At 70.3% G+C, this 18,250-nt stretch carries 18 protein-coding genes and 1 tRNA gene; 2 read left to right on the plus strand and 17 right to left on the minus strand.

Going from position 1 to position 18,250, the window contains the following annotated elements:
* Positions 1-10 precede the first annotated feature (10 nt).
* The gene (gene absR1, locus ACZ58V_RS09290) at positions 11-1,132 is read left to right on the plus strand and encodes a beta-glucuronidase AbsR1 (protein ID WP_471289233.1); all 1,122 of its coding nucleotides are present in this window, start codon (positions 11-13) and stop codon (positions 1,130-1,132) included.
* Positions 1,133-1,350: 218 nt separating this feature from the next.
* Positions 1,351-1,614: a hypothetical protein gene (locus ACZ58V_RS09295; protein ID WP_468184722.1), complete on the plus strand. Its 264-nt coding sequence runs from the start codon at positions 1,351-1,353 to the stop codon at positions 1,612-1,614.
* 89 nt (positions 1,615-1,703) lie between these two features.
* Here ACZ58V_RS09295 and ACZ58V_RS09300 read toward each other — a convergent pair whose 3' ends face one another.
* The 17 genes from ACZ58V_RS09300 to ACZ58V_RS09380 all read right to left on the minus strand — a co-directional run bounded on the left by ACZ58V_RS09300 (position 1,704) and on the right by ACZ58V_RS09380 (position 18,191).
* Complete coding sequence (locus ACZ58V_RS09300; protein ID WP_370443954.1) at positions 1,704-1,781, minus strand: 50S ribosomal protein bL37; 78 nt, start codon at positions 1,779-1,781, stop codon at positions 1,704-1,706.
* Positions 1,782-1,934: 153 nt separating this feature from the next.
* Entirely contained in the window at positions 1,935-3,122 is a 1,188-nt protein-coding gene (locus tag ACZ58V_RS09305; RefSeq protein WP_468184719.1) for an ABC transporter ATP-binding protein, read from the minus strand.
* Between the two features lie 26 nt (positions 3,123-3,148).
* On the minus strand, positions 3,149-3,982 hold the full coding sequence (locus tag ACZ58V_RS09310; RefSeq protein WP_468184717.1) for a carbohydrate ABC transporter permease: 834 nt from the start codon (positions 3,980-3,982) through the stop codon (positions 3,149-3,151).
* On the minus strand, positions 3,982-4,899 hold the full coding sequence (locus ACZ58V_RS09315) for a carbohydrate ABC transporter permease (RefSeq protein WP_468184714.1): 918 nt from the start codon (positions 4,897-4,899) through the stop codon (positions 3,982-3,984). The genes ACZ58V_RS09310 and ACZ58V_RS09315 overlap by 1 nt, the downstream gene beginning before the upstream one ends.
* On the minus strand, positions 4,896-6,185 hold the full coding sequence (locus ACZ58V_RS09320) for an ABC transporter substrate-binding protein (protein ID WP_468184712.1): 1,290 nt from the start codon (positions 6,183-6,185) through the stop codon (positions 4,896-4,898). The genes ACZ58V_RS09315 and ACZ58V_RS09320 overlap by 4 nt, the downstream gene beginning before the upstream one ends.
* Before the next feature lie 440 nt (positions 6,186-6,625).
* Complete coding sequence (locus tag ACZ58V_RS09325; RefSeq protein WP_468184709.1) at positions 6,626-7,039, minus strand: DUF7919 family protein; 414 nt, start codon at positions 7,037-7,039, stop codon at positions 6,626-6,628.
* A 92-nt stretch (positions 7,040-7,131) separates the two neighbouring features.
* Positions 7,132-7,205 (minus strand) — tRNA-Pro (locus tag ACZ58V_RS09330).
* 66 nt (positions 7,206-7,271) lie between these two features.
* Positions 7,272-7,559, minus strand: a complete 288-nt coding sequence (locus ACZ58V_RS09335) for a hypothetical protein (protein ID WP_471289239.1) — start codon at positions 7,557-7,559, stop codon at positions 7,272-7,274.
* Between the two features lie 113 nt (positions 7,560-7,672).
* On the minus strand, positions 7,673-9,004 hold the full coding sequence (locus tag ACZ58V_RS09340; protein WP_471289241.1) for an MFS transporter: 1,332 nt from the start codon (positions 9,002-9,004) through the stop codon (positions 7,673-7,675).
* Positions 9,005-9,037: 33 nt separating this feature from the next.
* Positions 9,038-9,991 (minus strand): VOC family protein, encoded by a 954-nt coding sequence (locus tag ACZ58V_RS09345; RefSeq protein WP_471289243.1) that lies wholly within the window; start codon positions 9,989-9,991, stop codon positions 9,038-9,040.
* Positions 9,988-11,049 (minus strand): 4-oxalomesaconate tautomerase, encoded by a 1,062-nt coding sequence (locus ACZ58V_RS09350; RefSeq protein WP_468186128.1) that lies wholly within the window; start codon positions 11,047-11,049, stop codon positions 9,988-9,990. Before ACZ58V_RS09350 ends, ACZ58V_RS09345 begins: the two co-directional genes overlap by 4 nt.
* 11 nt (positions 11,050-11,060) lie before the next feature.
* A complete protein-coding gene (locus tag ACZ58V_RS09355; RefSeq protein WP_468184699.1) occupies positions 11,061-11,771 on the minus strand; it encodes a 4-carboxy-4-hydroxy-2-oxoadipate aldolase/oxaloacetate decarboxylase in 711 nt (236 codons plus the stop codon).
* Positions 11,768-12,523, minus strand: coding sequence for a PIG-L deacetylase family protein (locus ACZ58V_RS09360; RefSeq protein WP_468184696.1), 756 nt, complete (start codon positions 12,521-12,523; stop codon positions 11,768-11,770). Before ACZ58V_RS09360 ends, ACZ58V_RS09355 begins: the two co-directional genes overlap by 4 nt.
* Before the next feature lie 45 nt (positions 12,524-12,568).
* Positions 12,569-13,219 (minus strand): GntR family transcriptional regulator, encoded by a 651-nt coding sequence (locus ACZ58V_RS09365; RefSeq protein ID WP_471289246.1) that lies wholly within the window; start codon positions 13,217-13,219, stop codon positions 12,569-12,571.
* 91 nt (positions 13,220-13,310) lie between these two features.
* Positions 13,311-14,270 (minus strand): M28 family metallopeptidase, encoded by a 960-nt coding sequence (locus ACZ58V_RS09370; RefSeq protein WP_468184691.1) that lies wholly within the window; start codon positions 14,268-14,270, stop codon positions 13,311-13,313.
* Between the two features lie 11 nt (positions 14,271-14,281).
* Positions 14,282-16,870: a hypothetical protein gene (locus ACZ58V_RS09375; RefSeq protein WP_471289249.1), complete on the minus strand. Its 2,589-nt coding sequence runs from the start codon at positions 16,868-16,870 to the stop codon at positions 14,282-14,284.
* Between the two features lie 316 nt (positions 16,871-17,186).
* On the minus strand, positions 17,187-18,191 hold the full coding sequence (locus tag ACZ58V_RS09380) for a LacI family DNA-binding transcriptional regulator (protein WP_471289252.1): 1,005 nt from the start codon (positions 18,189-18,191) through the stop codon (positions 17,187-17,189).
* Between the last annotated feature and the right edge of the window lie 59 nt (positions 18,192-18,250).

An 18,250-nucleotide genomic window follows, 5' to 3' on the forward strand; every position in this document is an offset into this window, starting at 1 on the left:
GGCTGTGGCCATGACCGCACGCTACTGCTCGCTGGCTCAGGCGCCGGCGCCCGCCTTCGCACCGGGGCTGGCGGCCGAGCGGCTGAGCGCGCTGGCGAGCGGGCGGCGGATGTGGGTCAACGGCACCGTTCTGCACTACTGGTTCTTCGACGGCGACACCGACGCGTCCGTCATCCCCGTGCCGGGGAGGGGGATGACGCGACGCGTGTCGTGGGCCGGCGCCGAGGAACAGCGGGACGTGGTGCGCGCGTGCTTCCAGGAGTGGCAGGACCTCGGCGGCGGGATCTCCTTCGCCGAGGTCGACGACCGCTCGGAGGCCGAGCTGCGCATCGGGTTCCAGCTCGGCGACGGCTCCTGGTCGGCCGTGGGCCGGGACGCGCTCCTGGCCGGCCGCCACGAGCGCACCATGAACTTCGGCTGGGACCTGACCGCGCCCGGGGAGCGCGGGACGGCCCTGCACGAGATCGGGCACGCGCTCGGCATGCTGCACGAGCACCAGAGCCCGTTCGCCGGCATCCACTGGGACGACGAGGCGGTGTACGCCGAACTGGCGGGCCCGCCCCACCACTGGAGCCGGGAGAGGACGCACTACAACATTCTGCGCAAGCTCGACCCGGACGAGGTCAACGGCTCCGTCTGGGACCCGCAGTCGATCATGGAGTACCCGTTCTCGTCGGGGCTGGTCCTGGAGCCGGAGCAGTACCGCGCGGGTCTCAACCCGCCCGGCACCCTGTCCGCCGCCGACAAGGAGTTCGTGCTCCGCTGGTACCCGCCGGCGAACCCTCCCCCCGTCTCGAAAGGGCTCGACCGGGGGGACCCCCATGGACCGTCCGAACTGGTGCCGTTCCGCTCGGCCCCGCTCGGTCTCGGCCCGGGCGAACAGGCCGACTTCGTCGTCGACCCGCCGGAGACCCGCACCTACACGCTGGGCACCTTCGGCGACAGCGACGCCGTCGTCGTGGTCTTCGAGGAGCGGGACGGGGAGCCCCGTTACCTCGCCGGGCAGGACGACGGAGGGACCGCGCAGAACGCCACGATCAGCGCCCGGCTCGTCAAGGGCCGCCGCTACCACGTCCGCGTACGCCTGTACTCCGCCTGGGGTTCCGGCGAGACGGCGGTGATGTGCTGGTGACAGCACCGACGCGCCGCGCGGACACCTGAGCCACAGTCCGGCACCGGGGGAGCGGTCGAGGACGTCGCCCATGGGGGTGGGTGACGTCCTCGACCACGCCATGTCCTGGTTCACGGCCGGGGCGGGGGCGCACGGTCGACGGACGCGGTGCCCTCGAGGGCCTCGCCGGGGGCGGACGCGGGGCGCACCGGCCCCGGCTCCGTGGATCCACCCCAGGGGTGAAGAGCGGGAACTCGCCCCGGGCCGAGGCCCAGTTCGTCCGCTGGCGCACGGGCGCCCGGGAGGCCACGGAGGTCCTGCTGACCTCCGGCCGCCTCACGCCCCTGGGGCGGCACTTCGCCCGGACGATGCTGAACACCCTCGACGGCGTGTGCCGCCTGCCCGTACCGGCCGAGGCCCGGCGCCGGGGGCTGGCCCTGGCGGCGGAGCACCGGGCGGAGTGGGTACGGAGGAACGGCGTGCCGGAGGCGCTGCTGATCTGACGGAGCCTGCTCGTAGCGTGCCCGCGAACGCAGTCGGGTGGGTGGCACGTGCCACCCACCCGATGCATCGGCGTACCCGCAGGACTTCCTCAGGACTGCGGACGGCTGCCGTGGTTCGCGCCGTTCTTGCGGCGGGCCTTCTTCTTGCGACGTCGCTTCGAGGACATCGAACCTCCTCTTTCGTGCTTCTTGGTCACTATCCACCGGATTGTCACATCCGGTGATCACAGAGCGCCTTTCCAGCCGTCGCTACGGCAAACACACGCGATGCGCATGCACATGGGTGGCCTACGTCACGGTGGCGGGTGGGCGGTGCCTGGTCAGTCCGCCCGAACCGGATGCGTGAGGTTGGCTCCGGTCGCCGGATCGAACACATGAGCCTTGGCCATGTCGACGCGCAGCTCTACCGGTTCTCCCTCGCGGGCACGCGTGGCGGCGTCCAGGCGGGCCACGAGGTGACTGGTGTCGGCGCCGGTGTCGCGCAGGCCCGACTCCCTGGCGAGTTCCTCCAGCTCGGCGGTCTTCGCGGGCCCGCCCTCCGCGGCGAAGTAGACATACGCATCGGAGCCCAGCGACTCCAGTACCTCCACGGTGGCGGTGAAGACCGGGCCCCTCCGGTCCCGGTCATATGACAGGGCCACGTCCTCGAATGCCTCCGGTCGCAGCCCGACGATGACCTCGCGGGGCGCGTTCTGTCGTTCCAGCGACTGTCTCGTACGGTCGTCGAGGGTCAGGTCGCCCAGGGGCGAGCGCAGGGCACCGCCCTCCAGAGTGGCGTTCAGGAAGTTCATCGCCGGGGAGCCGATGAACCCCGCGACGAAGATGTTGCGCGGCAGGTCGTACAGCTCGGCCGGTGTGCCGATCTGCTGGACCAGGCCCTGTCTCATGACCACGACGCGGTCGCCCAGCGTCATCGCCTCGGTCTGGTCGTGGGTGACGTACACGGTGGTCGTGCCGAGGCTCCGCTGCAGCCGGGAGATCTGGGTGCGCATCTGTACCCGGAGCTTGGCGTCCAGGTTGGACAGCGGCTCGTCCATCAGGAACGCCTTGGGATCACGGACGATCGCCCGCCCCATGGCCACCCGCTGGCGCTGACCGCCCGAGAGGTTGGCGGGCTTGCGGTCCAGGTGCTCGGTCAGGTCGAGAACGCGGGCGGCATCCGTCACCTTGGCGTCGATGGTGGCCTTGTCCACCTTGGCCAGGCGCAGCGGGAAGCCCATGTTCTCCCGGACGTTCATGTGCGGATACAGGGCGTAGCTCTGGAACACCATGGCGACGTCGCGTTCCTTGGGAGCCAGGTCGTTGACGACCCGGTCTCCGATGCGCAGGGTGCCCTCGGTGATGTCCTCGAGTCCGGCGATCATGTTCAGGGTGGTGGACTTGCCGCAGCCGGACGGACCGACCAGGATCACGAACTCGCCGTCGGCGATGTCGAGGTCCACGTCCTTCACGGCGAGGGACCCGTCGGGAAAGCGCTTGGTGACTCCCTCGAGGATGATCTCGGCCATGGGTGGTGCCTCCTTGCCTTCCCCGTTCAGCCCTTGACTGCCCCGGAGGTCAGTCCGGCGACGATCCGCCGCTGGAAGAGCAGGACGAAAACGATGATCGGGATGGTGATGACCACAGCGGCGGCGGCGATCGACCCGGTGGGCTGCTGGAACTGGGAACTCCCGGTGAAGAACGCGATCGCGGCCGGCACGGTGCGCGCGGACTCGGTGGACGTCAGCGAGATCGCGAACAGGAAGTCGTTCCAGCAGAAGATGAACACGAGAATGGCCGTGGTGAACACGCCGGGCGCGGCCAGCGGCGCGATGACCAGCCGAAAGGCCTGCGCGGGCGTCGCCCCGTCGACCTTGGCGGCCTTCTCCAGATCCCAGGGGATCTCCCGGAAGAACGCCGACAGGGTGTAGATCGCGAGCGGCAGCGAGAAGGTCATGTACGGGATGATCAGCCCGATCCAGGTGTCGAAGATCCCGATGATCCGCTCGATGTTGAACAGCGGTGACACCAGGGAGATCGGCGGGAACATGGCGATCAGCAGTGACATGCCGATGAGTACCCGCTTGCCGGGGAACCGCAGCCGGGCCACCGCGTAGGCGGCCATGGTGCCCAGTGCCACCGCGATCACCGTGGCGATCAGGGCGATACCGATCGAGTTGATCAGCGCGCGGGTGAACTCGGAGGTCTCGAAGATGCCCCGGTAGTTCTCCCAGGTCCAGTCCCTGGGGATGTAGTCGCCGTCCGTGAGGGTGGCGGGGTCCTTGAACGACAGCGCGGCGATCCACCACACCGGGAACAGGGCGTACAGCACCACCACCACGTTCAGGACACCCCATCGGGCGGCATGTGTCTTTCCCGCCGCGGCCATCAGCGCTTCACCTCCGCGCCGGGTGCGGCGGTGCCGAAGAGTTTGACGAAGGTGAAGGCGATGATCCCGACGCAGATGAAGATCAGGACCGAGATCGCCGACCCGATGCCCAGGTTGAGTGCGGTGAACAGGTTGTCGTACCCGAGGATCGACAGCGAGCCGGTCCCCTGGGCGCCGGCGGTCAGGATGTAGATGTTGTCGAAGATCCGGAACGCGTCCAGGGTGCGGAAGAGCAGTGCCACCAGGATGGCCGGCTTCATCAGCGGCAGCATGATCTTGGTGAACCGCTGCCAGGCGGTGGCACCGTCCACCATGGCCGCCCTCAGGGTCTCCTCGGGGACCAGCGCGAGGCCCGCGAGCAGCAGCAGGGCCATGAACGGCGTCGTCTTCCACACCTCGGCGAGGATGATCAGCCAGAGGGCGGGCCACTGCTCGGTCAGCGGAGCCTCCCCGCTGGGCAGCAACCCGGCGAGGTATCCGAGGTCCGGGGTCCAGGCGTACTGCCAGGAGAAGGCCGCGACCACGGTGACGATCCCGTACGGGATGAGGACCGACGTGCGGACGACGCCGCGCCAGAAGATCGTGCGGTGCATCACCAGGGCGAGCCCCATTCCGAGGATGAGCTCGATCGCCACTGACACGGCGGTGATGAACAGCGTGACCCAGAACGCGTCCCACCAGAACGGGGAGGACAGCACCGCCCCGTAGTTGCTCAGGCCCACGAAGTCCGCCTGTCCCGGAAAGCGCAGGTCGTACCGCTGGAGGGACAGATAAATGGCGTACCCGATGGGGTAGGCGGTCACGGCGATCATGACGACGACGGCGGGCGCGCAGAGCAGCCAGCCGAGCCGCCGCTCCTGTCTGGCGCCCGCCGAGAGCGCCGCCCGGTCCGGCGCCTCCTGTTCGTGCTGGTTCACGGGATCACACCCTCGGATCGCAGGGCATCGTCGATCTGCTCCCTGATGGTGTCGACGGAGCTCTCCGGTTTGATCGCGGACGGCGGAGACAGCGTGTGGGAGACCGCGATCGACACGTTCTGGTAGACCGGGGTGATCGGACGGACGCTCGCCGACTCCAGGGCGGCCAGCACGTCCTTGGAGAAGGGGTACTCCTTCATGAACGCGGGCTCGTCGTAGAGGGCGCGCAACGTGGGCGGCAGACCGCCCTCGAGCGCGGCGGTGAGCTGGTTCTCCCGGTTGCGCAGGCACAGCGCCGCCTCGAAGGCCAGGTCGGGGTAGCGCGAGTAGGCGCTCACCGCCAGGTCGATGCCGCCGATGGTGGGCCGTGCCGGGCGGTTCGCGTCGACCCGGGGGTACGGCGCCCAGCGGAAGTTCTTGAACAGCTCGGGGTTGTTCGCCTTCATCGACGGATAGACGAACGGGTAGTTGATCTCGAATGCCGCCACCCCCGACTCCATGGCAAGGCGGTTCTGATCCTCCATCTGATTGGGCAGGGAGGGGTCCGCGGCCGGGGACTTCGCCAGATCGCGCATGATCCCGGCGGCCCGCACGGCAGGAGGGCCGAGGGAGGGCTCGGTCGCGCTCGCGTTGAGGATGGAACCGCCCGCGCTGTTGATCAGTGAGTTGAACCAGACGGTCAGGCCCTCGTACTGGGCGCCCTGGATCTCCACGAAGTGCGGCTTGCCCTGCCGGGCGAGGGCCTCGGCCATGTCCAGCATCTCGGCCCAGGTCCGGGGCGGGGTGGGCACCAGGTCCTTGCGGTACCACAGGAGCTGAGTGTTGGTGTTGTACGGGACGGCGTACAGCTTGCCCTTCCAGGTCGAGGTCTGCAGCGGTACACGCAGGGTGCCCTCGACGGCCTGCCGCTTCGCCGCCCCCGTCCATTCCCGGATCCAGCGCGCCTCGGCGAACTCCGCCGCCCAGGTGACGTCCAGGCCCAGGATGTCGAGCGAGTCGTCCTCGGCGGCGAGCCTGCGGACCATCTGCTGGCGCTGGCCGTCCGCGGCGCGCGGAAGCTTGTTGTAGCTGATCCGGTAGCGGCCGCCCGAGGCCTGGCCGCACCGGTCGGCCGCCTTCTGGAGGGCACCGGAGTCGTCCGGGAAGTTGTACCAGTTGAGGGTGGGCGTGCCGGAGCCCTCGTCACTGCCACAAGCGGCGAGCACGGACGCCAGCAACGGCAGTACGGCGAACGCCCGCAGCCATCGCGTCCCTCTGGGACGTCCCCTCGCGTGCACGCGCTCCACACCTCACTCCTGGACAGTGGCACGGACTCGGACCTCGCAACGTTTCCCTCCCGGCGAACACTAAGGACCACGTAACGCAAGATCAAGGACATATCGCACCGAATCGACCGTCCAGGTGAACCCGAGAGGAACGGTCGGGTCAGGAGGCGATGCATGGAAGGTCGTTCCTGGGGTGCGGTCCGCCCCCATGCCGGCCGCACCTGGGCCGCCCGGACAGGCGAGGAACACTCCGTAGCGCAGTGCAACCGAATGAACACCGAAAGTGAAAGATGGGCGGGTCCGGCCAATCCGACGCGGCAGGGTTTCGAGCGCCCTTGCCCCTACCGCTCCACCGCCGCCCCGCCGTCAGCACACCTCCGCAGCGACACACGCCCTCCTCGGCGAGGGTGGCTCTCGTCAACGCCGCCGCGTGCCTCGTCGGACTCCGAGCAGGCAGGCACTCAGGCCGTCTCAGTTCCCTCGAAGGACAGCACCGCGGCGACGAAGTCAGCCGGCGGCAGGTAGCCGTGGGCTTCAACATAGTGAGCGATCAGCTCAGGCGCGGCGTATGCGACGCCGCGTCCCATCACCCGTATCTCAGCACTCCCCTGAGGCCCATCGAGGAACCCGTCATGCAGACCTGGGGTGCACCAGGGGCAGAGATGAAAGCCTCGGGTCTGTTGGGCCCGGTGGGTGCCGGCCATGGTCTTCAGCCTTTCGGCCAGGCCTGGCGGCGCGGAACCGTTCGTGTACCGCTCGCCCCGGCTGAGCCAGCCCACATTCAGCACCGGGACGCCCTGCCAGAGGCCGGATGCCGACGCATCTCCGTTGTCTCTGTCGTATGTGTAGGGCGTCAGGTCCCCGTAGTACGTCACGGCGACTGTCTTACCAGGCCCCAGCGGGAAGAATGATCAAGGGCCGGTTCCGGATGCCTCCGAAATCGGCCCTCATCTGCGACTCTTACGAGTCGGGACGACAGGATTTGAACCTGCGACCCCTTGACCCCCAGTCAAGTGCGCTACCAAGCTGCGCCACGTCCCGATGCGTCTCGCGCGGGGTGAACCGCGTGATCACGCAGGTCAACCCTACCGCACCCGGGGAGGGGGCTCAGCCTCGCGGCCCTCGGGCCTCACTGAGATCCAGGGGCTCATCCCGGGGGCCGCGGCCGACCTGGGCCCCGGTCCGCCCGGCGAGGCCCGCGGTCGAGACGGCGACGGCGAGGACGGCCCACCAGGGGATCTCCGCCTTGGTCGCGTGTCCGGCGCAGGCCGCGACGGCCAGGAGTGCCGGGACGGCACCCCCGATCAGTCCGGTACGCCGGACGGGTCGGTGCCGCGTCTCGTCCACGTCGTGGTCCCCCTTCGCCTGCGCGATCGCGCGCCCTGGGGAGCTCAACTCCCGGGCATATGCCGCAAACAATACGCTAAGTCGACGGTAACTCCCTACCAGGGCATACGGGTTGAGACAGAGGCCATGTGCCCCTTATTGGCCGATGTCCGTCAACATGGTCAGTGCGCGCCGATCAGCGCCCGGCCCGTGCCGTCCCCGGCCGGCCGGCGCGCACCGCGTATCGCGGCCAGGCCGATGAAGACCATGGAGGACAGGCCCGCCAGCGCGAAGGCGATGAAGCCCCAGTCGCCCTTGTTCGCGGCGAGCAGCTGGCCGCCGAGCCACGGCCCGAAGACGGCGCCGAAGCGGCCCATGCCGGAGGTCCAGCCCACGGCGGTGGCGCGGCTCTGAGGGGCCGAGCGGATGGAGACGGTCGCATAGATCATGGTCTGGGCGCTGTTGAGGAAGACGCCGGTGAGGAAGACGACCGTAAAGGTCAGCGCGAGCGGCATCCGGATGCTGAGCAGGAAGACGCCGACGGCGGTCAGCGCGAACCAGATCGCCGAGATGCGCGGGGCACCGAACCAGTCGGAGGCGCGGCCCGCCACCAGCATGCCGACGATGCCGCCGAGGTTGAACAGGACGACGAAGGTGAGGGCAGAGCCGAGTTCGTAGCCCTCGCCGCGCATCAGGGTGGGCAGCCAGGTGGCGACGCCGTAGACGAGGAGCAGGCCGCCGAAGGACGCGATCCAGTAGAGCAGGGTCTGGATCCACTCGCCGCCGCGGAACAGGTGGGCCAGAGAGGCCCAGCGGGAGGGGGCGGGTGTGCCGTCTCCCGCCTTCGCCGGGGGGAGTTCGACGGCGTAGCGGCTCGCCAGTGCGTGCGCCTCCTCCGTGTGGCCCTTGGCGAGCAGGAAGCCGAGCGACTCGGGCAGGGACTTCGCGAGCACCGGTACGAAGAGCAGCGGGGCGACGCAGACCCAGAAGGCGGCACGCCAGCCGAGCGGCTCGACGACCCACAGGGCCACGTAGGCGGAAAGGATGCCGCCGGCGTGGTGGGCCGTCATCAGCAGGCCGATGGTGAGGGCGCCGCGGCCGCGCGGGGCGTAGTCGGAGACCATGCTGATCGCGGTGGGCAGCAGGCCGCCGAGGCCGACGCCGGCCAGGGTGCGGCCGAGGCCGAACACCGCGATGCCGTTTGCCATCGCGCACAGGCCGGAGGCCAGTGAGAAGAGGGCGACGCAGCCGACCATCAGCTTCTTGCGGCCGATCCGGTCGGCGACCGTGCCCGCGGTGAGGGCGCCGACCAGCATGCCGAAGGTGGCGTAACTGCCGAGGTCTCCGGCCTGGTCCGGCGTGATGCCGAGGGCCCGCTCCGCCAGCATGTGGGGCAGTACCGAGCCGTAGATGAACATGTCCAGGCCGTCGAAGAGGACGGCCAGCCAGCACAGGGCCACGACCAGGAGGGCGAGTCTGCCGCCGCGCATGGTCAGGGAGGGGGAAGAGGGCATCGTTGGTCTACCTCTCGTGTGGAGTCTGTTCCCTCAGGCGATCGGCGGTGTCCCGTGCGTGTGGAAGGACTCGATAGTCTTCAGCCCCCAGGCCTGGCCCTTGGCGCGCTCCGCCTCGGTCCAGGTGATCAGCGGCCAGTCGGGGGCCAGCACCAGGCGGGTGAGCGGGTTGCACAGTTCGACGCGGTTGCCGCCGGGCTCGTAGACGTACAGGAAGAACGTCTGCTGGATGGCGTGCTTGTGCGGGCCCGTCTCGATGAACACGCCGGTGTCGATGGCGAGATCGGCGGCGCGCAGGATGTCCTCGCGGGTGTCGGTGGCGAAGGCGATGTGGTGCAGTCGCCCCGTCGAGCCGGTCCGGTCCTCGGTGTAGACGACGTCATAGGACTTGTCGGTGAAGGTGAGCCAACGGGCCGCGATCCGGCCGGAGTCGAGCCGGATCTGCTCGGTCGGCCGGGCACCGAGGACGTGTTGCTGGAACTCGGCGTTCGCGAGCACGTCGGCGGCGAGGAAGTTGACGTGGTCCAGCCGCCGCACGCCGACCCCGCGGTTGGGCTTGGCCTGCGGCTGGTTCTTCAGCGCGGGTTTCAGCTCGTCGGGAGCCCGGTAGTACTCGCTCTCCCAGTACAGGGCGTGTTCGTGGCCGTCCGGGTCGGTGGTGACGTAGAGCTTGCCGAGGCCTGGTTCGTCCTCGGTCCAGTGGCCGGTGCCGCCGGCCTCCTCGACCGCACGCACGCGGCGGTGCAGCGCCTCCTCGCTGGACGTGCGCAGGGCGAGCCGGCCGAGGCCCGGCCGGTCCCGGGCGGTGAGGACCAGGCTGTGGTGCTCGTAGTCGTCGTAGGTCCGCAGGTGGACCTTGCCGCCCTCCTGGCCGCTGACGGTGAGGCCCAGGTAGTCGGTGAAGAAGGCGACGCTGGCGTCCAGGTCGGGGGTGAAGAGCTGGGTGTGGCCGATGTGGGCGATGTCGCCCAGAGGTGGGGTCGTCATCGGGAATCCTTGAGGGGATGAGCCGGGGCGGGGAACACCGTGCCGTCGAAGATCTTGCGGGCGGTGCGCACCACGGCCGTACGGCGGGCCACGGGCCTGCCCGCGGTGTCGGTGCCGACCGCGCACTCGATGTCCAGGAAGCCGGTGGGGTGTTCGAGGCGCACCCGGTCGCTTCCGGCGGGCAGGTGGGCGAGGTCCGCGCCGACGCCGCCCCTGACGCGCAGTCCGGCGGCGACACCGGCCGCGCCGAGCACGCCGATCGAGGGGTGGCAGCGTACGGGGATGAAGGTGCGGGTGGTGACCGCGCCGCCGTCGCGGGGCGGGGCCAGCAGGGTCAGTTTGGGTACGGTCGTGTCCGCCACGTCGCCGAGCCCCATGAGCCGGCCCGCCTTCAGCCGGATCGCGTGCAGCCGGTCGGTGAGTGCCGTGTTCTCTTCCAGGTCCGCGGGGGTCTCGTAGCCGGTGACGTCGAGGGAGGCGGCCGCCATCAGCACGGTCGGCATGCCGTTGTCCACGCAGGTGACGCGGATGCCGTCGATGTCGTCCCGGGTGTTGCCAGTGGGGAGCAACACGCCGTCGCCGGGCGGGAATTCGAGGGTCACGGGGGCGGCGGTGCCGGGGACGCCGGCGATCTCGGTGTCCCCCGTGTAGTCCACCCGGCCGCCCGGGGTGGCGAAGGCCGCCGTCGCGAGGGCGCCCGAGTTGACCATGCGGATACGGACGACGGTCCGCTCCTCCCCCGCCGGGACCAGCCCGCGTTCGACGGCGAAGGGGCCCACACCGGCCAGGATGTTTCCGCAGTTCTGGCGGTCACTCACTTCCGGTCGGTCGACGGCCACTTGGAGGAACAGGTAGTCGACGTCGGCGCGCGGGTCGGTGGAGGGCGACACCACGGCGACCTTGCTGGTGAGCGGGTGCCCGCCGCCCAGGCCGTCGATCTGCCGTGCGTCGGGGCCGCCCATGACGCGCGGCAGGAGCGCGTCGCGGGCGTCCGGGCCGGCGGGCAGGTCCTCGGCGAGGAAGTAGGCGCCCTTGGAGGTGCCGCCGCGCATCAGCATGCAGCGCACGGTCACGGCCGCTCCCCGGACCGCAGATGGTCCTCGTAGGACGTGTACGTCACGCCGAGCCGCGCGAGCTGCTCGCGCAACCCGTAGCGGTCCAGGCCCAGTTGGCCGTCGAGGAAGGCAGCGCGGGTGGCGGCCTCCTTACGCTCGCGGGCCTCGGAGGCCTCGGCCGTGCGCCGGGCCAGCTCGCGGGGGACGACCACGACGCCGTCGTCGTCGGCGAGGACCACGTCGCCGGGGCGGATCACCTGGCCGCGGATCACGACAGGGACGTTGACCGAACCGCCGGTGGCCTTGACGGTGCCCTGGGCACAGACGGCGGCGGCCCAGGCGGGGAAGCCCAGGGCGCGCAGTTCGGCGGTGTCGCGGATGCCGGCGTTGATGACCAGGCCGCGTACACCCCGCTGGAGCAGAGCGGTGGCGAACAGTTCGCCGAACATGCCGTCGGTGGAGGGCGAGGTGGTGGTCACCACCAGGACGTCGCCCGGGCCGCACTGCTCCACGGCGGCGTGGATCATGAGGTTGTCGCCGGGCCAGCTGAGCACCGTGACGGCGGTGCCCGCGATCCGGGTGTCCCGCTGGACGGGGCGCAGGCCCGGGCCGAGCAGTCCGGTGCGGCCCATGGCCTCGTGCACGGTGGCGACGCCGTACCCGGCGAGGGCCTCGACGTCCTCGGGGTGGGCCCTGGGCGGGCCGGTGACGATGACGCCGCTCATGCCAGCTCCTTCGCGATCTGCGGGTAGGGGCGCATGTAGGCCTCGGCCAGGGTCTGGTGCGGCAGGCCGAGGTTGGGGCCCGCGTTGCGCTTGAGCTGGACGCCGCGGCGGACGGCGAGGTCGGTGTAGTAGTCCCACAGGTGCCGCTGGGCGGCGAGGCACTCCATGGCCTCGCGCTTGGTCTCCCAGACCTCGGTGATGTCGAGCAGCACCTCGGGCCGGAAGCCGCTCATCTCCGGCTGGTGCGGTTCGAAGCAGAAGACCGGCGGGGCGCCGATGATGTCGCCCTCGCCCGGGTAGCCGATGGCCTGGGCGAGGATCCGGGCCTCCAGGGCCATGCGGTGGGCGGCCGGGTGGTCACCGTTGTACGGGTCGTCCGCCGGGTGGGTGAGCACGATGTCGGGCTGGATGTCCCGGTAGAGCGCGACGAGTCGGTCGGTCAGCTCGGGGGTGACGAGGAGCGGGTAGTCACCGGCGTCGAAGAAGCGGACCTCGGCGCTGAGGACGGCGGCGGCCCGCTCGGCCTCCTCGCGGCGTATCGCCTTGATCTCCTCCAGCTTCTTCCCCTCGCGCCAGGCCTTGGCGGACTCGCCGCGCTCGCCGAAGGTCAGGCAGGCGATGGTGACCTTCTCGCCCCGGGAGGCGGCCAGGGCGATGGCGCCGCCCGCCCGCCACACGAAGTCACCCGCGTGCGCGGTGACGACGAGGGTGGACCGTGGTGGGGAGGGGGCGGGCGCGTTGCCGTGGGCCATGCTGCGTCTCCTTGCTGGACAGGGCGCGCCCGCCTCGCGCGTGTGTCAGTCGCGCAGCGCCTCGATCACACTGCCGAGGTGGGCGCGGACGGCCGCCTCGGCCGCCTGCGGGTCCCTGGCCCTGATCGTCTCGATCATGTCCAGGTGCTCGTTCAGGGATTGCTGGGGGCGCCCGGGCCGTAGTGCCAACTGGAAGCGGTGGCGCACCAGTTGGGCGTTGAGCCGCTCCAGCAGCTCCACGGCCGTCCGCTGGCCGGAGAACTCCCGGACACGGGCGTGCAGTTCGTGGTTGAGGTCCGAGTAGGTGACCGGCTCGCCGTCGGCCACGGCCTTGGTCATCGCCGTGCCGAGGGCGGTCAGTTCGGCCAGTTGCTCGTCACTCGCCGCCACGGCCGCCTTCGCCGCGCACAGCCCTTCCAGGGCCATGCGGCACTCGGTGATGGCGACCGCTTCCTCCACGCTCACCACCCGCACCCGCGAACCGCGGTTACGGATCCGCTCGACCAGTCCCTGGGCCTCCAGATCGATCAGTGCCGCCCGGATGCTGGCCCTCGTCACACCGAACTGCTCGGCGAGTTCGTTCTCCACCAGCCGCTGCGCCGGTGCCATCTCGCCGTGCAGGATCGCCTGCCGCAGCTGCGCGAGCGCGTGCTGCTTGGCCTGCTCTCCGGTGCTCGGACGGGCTTGAGTCGGCATGCGTTGCCCTCCCTGAGTGAGTGCCTGTCGAACCTAAATCTAGCCAAACAAGATTGTCAACAATTTCGTCGGCTAGATTGCTCGCAGGTGCTCAGTCAGGGAGGGCTTCGGTGAGTACGGTCGCCAGGGTGAACCTCGTGATGTCGGCGAGATAGCCGTAGTCGAGCGTGTCAGGAGCGTCGGAGGTCCGGTGGTAGTGCGGGTTCCCCTCCCCTTCGTACGCGCCGATCGCCACGTCTCCCCGCGCTTCGAACGGCATGTAGTCACTGGCGAAGATGGGGCCGAGGCGCACCGGCAGCGCCGTGTGGTCCGCCGCCGCCTGCGCCATGACCGCGCCGAAGGCGTGCGAGGCGGCGTCGTTGCCCGGCACGGCGTTCCCCAGGTCGCGCTCCACCGTCACGGTGCCGTCCGCCGGAGGTCTGCCCACCATGTCCAGGTTCACCACCCGGCAGACCGAGGCCCCCGCGGCCTGGAGCGCCGCCGCGTACGCCGTGGCGCCCCACAATCCCTGCTCCTCGCCGGAGAAGGCCACGAATTGGACCGTGCCGTCCAGGGCGACCGGGGCGAGCAGGCGGGCGATCTCGAGGGTCGCGGCCACCCCGCTGGCGTTGTCGTCCGCGCCCGGCGCTCGGGCCGCGGCGTCGTCCGGGTCCTGCATGCGGCAGTCGTAGTGGGCGCACAGGATGATGACGGGCCCGTCGGCCGCTGTGCCGGGCTTGGTGCAGATCACGTTGTCGGCGCTGTGACCGGCGTTGGTCCAGGTGCGTCTGGTCACCTCCGGGTATCCCGCCGCCGACAGCCGGTCCACGACCTCGTCGGCGGCCGGTCCGATGAACGGCGAGAAGGTGTGCCGCGTCGGGAAGTTCGCCAGTGCCTCCACGGTGTCGCGCAGCGCGTCCGCCGACACCGACGCGACGAGCGGGGCGATCGACTCGTCCGCCCGCTTGCCCGTCACGCCGCGTTCCGCCGGCACGAAGGGTTCGGCGGGGCTGGGCGGATGGCCCTTGAGCGGTGGCGCGAGCGGCAGGCCCTCGAGCACGTCGCGGTCCATCTTCTGCCTCCTCAGCCGGTGTGGAGGGCGGGCCGGCAGTAGGCACAGCCGGTGTAGCCGCGGGCGAGCGCGTCCTCGGCGCGCAGGAAGGGCACCTTGCTGCCGGCGCCGAGCCTGGACCAGTGCGGGCAGGTGGAGACGTGCAGTTCGCCGCTGCGCGGGTTGCCGAAGAAGAAGTCCTCCAGTTCCTTCACGGCCGTGATCTGGATGGTCATCCGCCCCGCGATCTGCCCGTCCTGGTACTGGGCGGCCACGAACGGATAGAGCCGGAGGTGCTCCGCGTGCTGGGAGAAGTCGATCGTGATGTCGGCCGCCACCCGGTCGTCGGGCTCCAGCGTGAACCCGTCGACGACGGCGGTTCCGCCTCCGGGCATCTCCAGAGTGGAGCGGACCGCGCCCGTCTCGGTCACGGTGCAGCCGGTCAGCTCCGCGTCCCGCGTGACGCGGGTCAGCGTGCGGATCGAGACCCGGCTGTCGTCCGGCAGGGCGGTCGCGTCCAGGTGCCAGGAACCGGTGGTCCGGGTGAGGCCGCCGCGCAGCGTGATCGACATGTGCGTCTTGCCGCCCGGTGTGACCAGCTGCGGCGCCACGTTCCGCTGCGCCACGTTGTTGTCGAACCGCACCAGGTGCCCGTGCGGCACCGGCCCGTTGAGGGTGGCGGTGATGGCGGGGTCGGGGGCTCCGTGCACGACGGCGACCAGGCATTCGTGGTCGGCGATCCGCGGGGTCCACACGAGCGGTCCCACCCGCACCGCCCCGCCGGCGGGGATCGGCTGGTCGATCACCACCGTGCCCAGCGACCGGAAGTGCGTCGGCCAGAGCATCCCCGTGCCCGGATCGCACCGGAACGCCTCCACCTGGAACGCTCCGCTCGCGGCCTCCTGGGTCCCTCGGTTGTGCACTCGCACATAGAGGAAGTTGGGCCGGTCGTTGACGGGCGGCTCGTGGCCGAGCTCGGGATTGTCGCCCGTACTGATGTCGTTGTTGCGGACCCAGATGTCCGGCGACTCCCAGAACGGGTTCCCGCTCGGCACTGTGCCGAGGTCGGCGGGGTTGTCGCCGATGTAGACGTCCACCGGCCGCGGCGCCCACAGTCCCTGGTTCACGAAGGCCTCGTCCATGACCTTGCTGTAGAGGCCGCCGGTGAGCGTCGAGTCGGCGGTGATGCAGCCCCGGGCCATGCTCACGGCATGGCCGCGGGCCGAGGAGGTGTCGTCCGGCACGATGAGCAGCATCTCCAGCATCGTCCTGTTGATCGCGTCGGCCGCCGCGATCCGTACGGCGGGATCGGGCGAGTCGCCACCCATGCCCAGGTAGCACCGCCACAGCGCCGTGCCGAGCATCGAGTTGCGCAGGTTGACGCCGAAGCCGTTGAACGCCGGAGCGTCGAAGCGCTGGGGGACATCGAGCCGTCGCTCGGTGCTCCACCGGTCGGTCGCGTTGTTGTCGAAGGGGAACGTCTCGGTGCGCCGGTGCCCGTCGGGGTTGAACCGGTCGCGGTAGATCGCGGGCAGAGCGTCGCAGACGCTGTGCTCGTACGAGCCGGAGCCGCCGTGCTGGGCGTCGAGCCAGTCGAACACGCCGTGGGTGTACTCGTGGCCGATGACACCGAGGTCGCCCGCGTCGGGTGCGCCGCCCTCGCCGAAGCGGATCCGCGGAGGCGACAACGTGCCGTGCCATTCGCTCTGGTCCTGGCCGTCATAGGCCTGGGCGTCGACCTCGACCTTGGCCATGTTGGTGTTGAGCGTCGTATTGCCCAGGGTGCGCAGATAGCGCGCGAAGGAATCGAGCCAGTAGTAGGCGTTGGCGCTCAGGAAGGCGCGGTCGGCGGGGTAGGGCCGGTACGTGAAGTCCGGCGACGTCTCCTCCGGCTGGGGGAAGGCCGGGGTGTCCCAGTCGGTGCACCGGAACCAGTCCCCGTCGAGCCGGAACCTGCCCCCGGCGGCCGGAGCGACCTCCGCCTGGACGTCCCGGCAGGAGGTGTCGAGGGTGGCCGCGCTGGAACCGCCGTGCACGGTGGCGTCGTCGGACGCGGTCACGGGGTCGGGCATGAAGACTCTGAGGCCGGCCGTCACGTATTTCCCCGCGAGGGCGAGCCAGAGCAGCTTCCCGGAGACGGCGTCCACGACGACCCGGAAATGTTCGAAGGGGCCGGTGGTCTCGACGAGCAGATCGTGGACGAGATGGAGGGCGCCGTCGGACTTCTGCCCCTTTTTCAGCAAGGCGACCGTCGCGCTGGGATAGTCGCTCTCCGGCAACGGGGGCCTGGCCGTGTCCCGCAGGTACACCAGCTCGTCCCTGACGATTCCGGCGGACGCGTAATCGCCCTGGAACGGCGCGAGGGCGTTCTTCCGCACGGCGTCGAGCGGCTGGGCCGTACCGGGGTCGGGGGCATCCGTGACATCGACCTCCGCCGTGTGATCGACCTGGATGACGGCGCCCTGGTTCACATCGGCCACGGCCTGAACGGTGGCGCCCACGATCGGCAGGTCGTGGTGGAACTGCTGGTAGCGCACGCGCAGTGTGGCCGCGCCTTCGGCGGAGTCCACCTCCCGCAGGTCGATGCGCTCGGTCCTGAGGTCATGGGAGCGCGCCCTCATGAAACGGTCGATGGCCTTTCGAGCCGTCGGCGCGCGAGTCAGGGTCGCCCCGGGGTCCACGTACGTCCGCAGAACACCGTCGGCGTCCGCGTGTTCACCCACATCCGGAACCATTCTTAGCGGCTTGTGGGCCTCCGGGCCCGGCATGTTCCTCTGCTGTCCGGCGTGATGCGCATTCATGAGATGCCTCCTCCAGCGAATGTGGAGGGAAAGAGAAGAAAACGCCAAGCCGCCTTGGCACTCTCGGATTTGGGGGTGTCGGGATAAATTCTAGTCCCGCCCGCCGGGGGCGGCGACTTGGGAAATCCCGCCGGAATCAGCCTCGTTGAAAACGAAACGTCGTCCCGCGGACTTCCAGCGTCGGCGTCGCGAGGTGCACGCGCCCCTCTCCCCCGGGTCGTTCGAAACGGTCGAGGAGGAAGCGGGCGGCGCGGCGGCCGACCTCGTGGCCGGCGTTGTCGACGGTGGTGAGCCACAGATGGCGCAACCGGGAGATGCTCGTGTTGTCGTAGCCGACGAGGGACACGTCGTGCGGGACACGCAGGCCGAGTTCCTCCGCCGCCGAGAGGGCGCCGACGCAGGTGATGTCGTTGACGGCGAAGACGGCCGTGGGCCGGTCGGGGCGGTTGAGGAGGCGGACGGCCGCGCGGTAGCCGCCCTCCTCGGTCATGTCACCGGTCTCGACGACGGCCCGGTCCGCCAGGCCGTGCTCCCGCATCGTCGCCTCGAAGCTGCGGCGGCGCAGTTCGCCGACGGCGCCGTAGCCGGCGAGGTGTGCGACGCGGCGGTGGCCGAGGCCGATGAGGTGCTCGGTGACCAGCCGGGCGCCCTTCTCGTCGTCGCCCGCGACCTGGTCCACCCCGGGCGGCACCGGCTCACGGGCGCCCGCCAGGACGACCGGCATCCGCGCGGCGACCGCGCCGAGGGCCGCCGGGTCGGGCAGGGTGCCGACCACGACCAGCCCGTCGACGCGCAGGTCCAGCAGCGGGTCGGCCGGGTCCTGGCCGGTGCGGCGGTTGAGGCGCGCGTCGGCCAGCAGCATGTGCAGACCGTGGGCGTGCAGCAGGGAGTTCAGGCCGTCGAGGAGATCGACGAACCAGGGGTTGCGCAGGTCGTTGAGGAGGACACCGACCGTGCGGGTGCGCTGTTCGCTGAGGCTGCGGGCGGCGGCGTTGGGCCGGTAGCCGAGCTCCCGGGCGGCCCGGAGCACGGCGTCCCGCTTCTCGGGGCGCACCTGGTCGGAGCCGCGCAGCACCAGGGAGACCAGCGACTTGGAGACGCCGGCCCGTTCGGCCACGTCACGGATCGTCGGCGGTCTCATGGGATGGACCGTTCCATGTAGGTCACCGGCTTGTCAAAGGGTTGACAGGCACGGGAAAC

It is taken from the genome of Streptomyces sp. NPDC040589, assembly GCF_055594445.1.

What these genes read in the sequence shown, in the direction of transcription:
- absR1 (WP_471289233.1), top strand. Translation starts at nt 11, where the DNA reads ATGACCGCACGCTACTGCTCGCTGGCTCAGGCGCCGGCGCCCGCCTTC.
- ACZ58V_RS09300 (WP_370443954.1), bottom strand. Translation starts at nt 1,781, where the DNA reads ATGTCCTCGAAGCGACGTCGCAAGAAGAAGGCCCGCCGCAAGAACGGC.
- ACZ58V_RS09305 (WP_468184719.1), bottom strand. Translation starts at nt 3,122, where the DNA reads ATGGCCGAGATCATCCTCGAGGGAGTCACCAAGCGCTTTCCCGACGGG.
- ACZ58V_RS09310 (WP_468184717.1), bottom strand. Translation starts at nt 3,982, where the DNA reads ATGGCCGCGGCGGGAAAGACACATGCCGCCCGATGGGGTGTCCTGAAC.
- ACZ58V_RS09340 (WP_471289241.1), bottom strand. Translation starts at nt 9,004, where the DNA reads ATGCCCTCTTCCCCCTCCCTGACCATGCGCGGCGGCAGACTCGCCCTC.
- ACZ58V_RS09345 (WP_471289243.1), bottom strand. Translation starts at nt 9,991, where the DNA reads ATGACGACCCCACCTCTGGGCGACATCGCCCACATCGGCCACACCCAG.
- ACZ58V_RS09350 (WP_468186128.1), bottom strand. Translation starts at nt 11,049, where the DNA reads ATGCTGATGCGCGGCGGCACCTCCAAGGGCGCCTACTTCCTCGCCGAG.
- ACZ58V_RS09355 (WP_468184699.1), bottom strand. Translation starts at nt 11,771, where the DNA reads ATGAGCGGCGTCATCGTCACCGGCCCGCCCAGGGCCCACCCCGAGGAC.
- ACZ58V_RS09360 (WP_468184696.1), bottom strand. Translation starts at nt 12,523, where the DNA reads ATGGCCCACGGCAACGCGCCCGCCCCCTCCCCACCACGGTCCACCCTC.
- ACZ58V_RS09365 (WP_471289246.1), bottom strand. Translation starts at nt 13,219, where the DNA reads ATGCCGACTCAAGCCCGTCCGAGCACCGGAGAGCAGGCCAAGCAGCAC.
- ACZ58V_RS09370 (WP_468184691.1), bottom strand. Translation starts at nt 14,270, where the DNA reads ATGGACCGCGACGTGCTCGAGGGCCTGCCGCTCGCGCCACCGCTCAAG.
- ACZ58V_RS09375 (WP_471289249.1), bottom strand. Translation starts at nt 16,870, where the DNA reads ATGAGGGCGCGCTCCCATGACCTCAGGACCGAGCGCATCGACCTGCGG.
- ACZ58V_RS09380 (WP_471289252.1), bottom strand. Translation starts at nt 18,191, where the DNA reads ATGAGACCGCCGACGATCCGTGACGTGGCCGAACGGGCCGGCGTCTCC.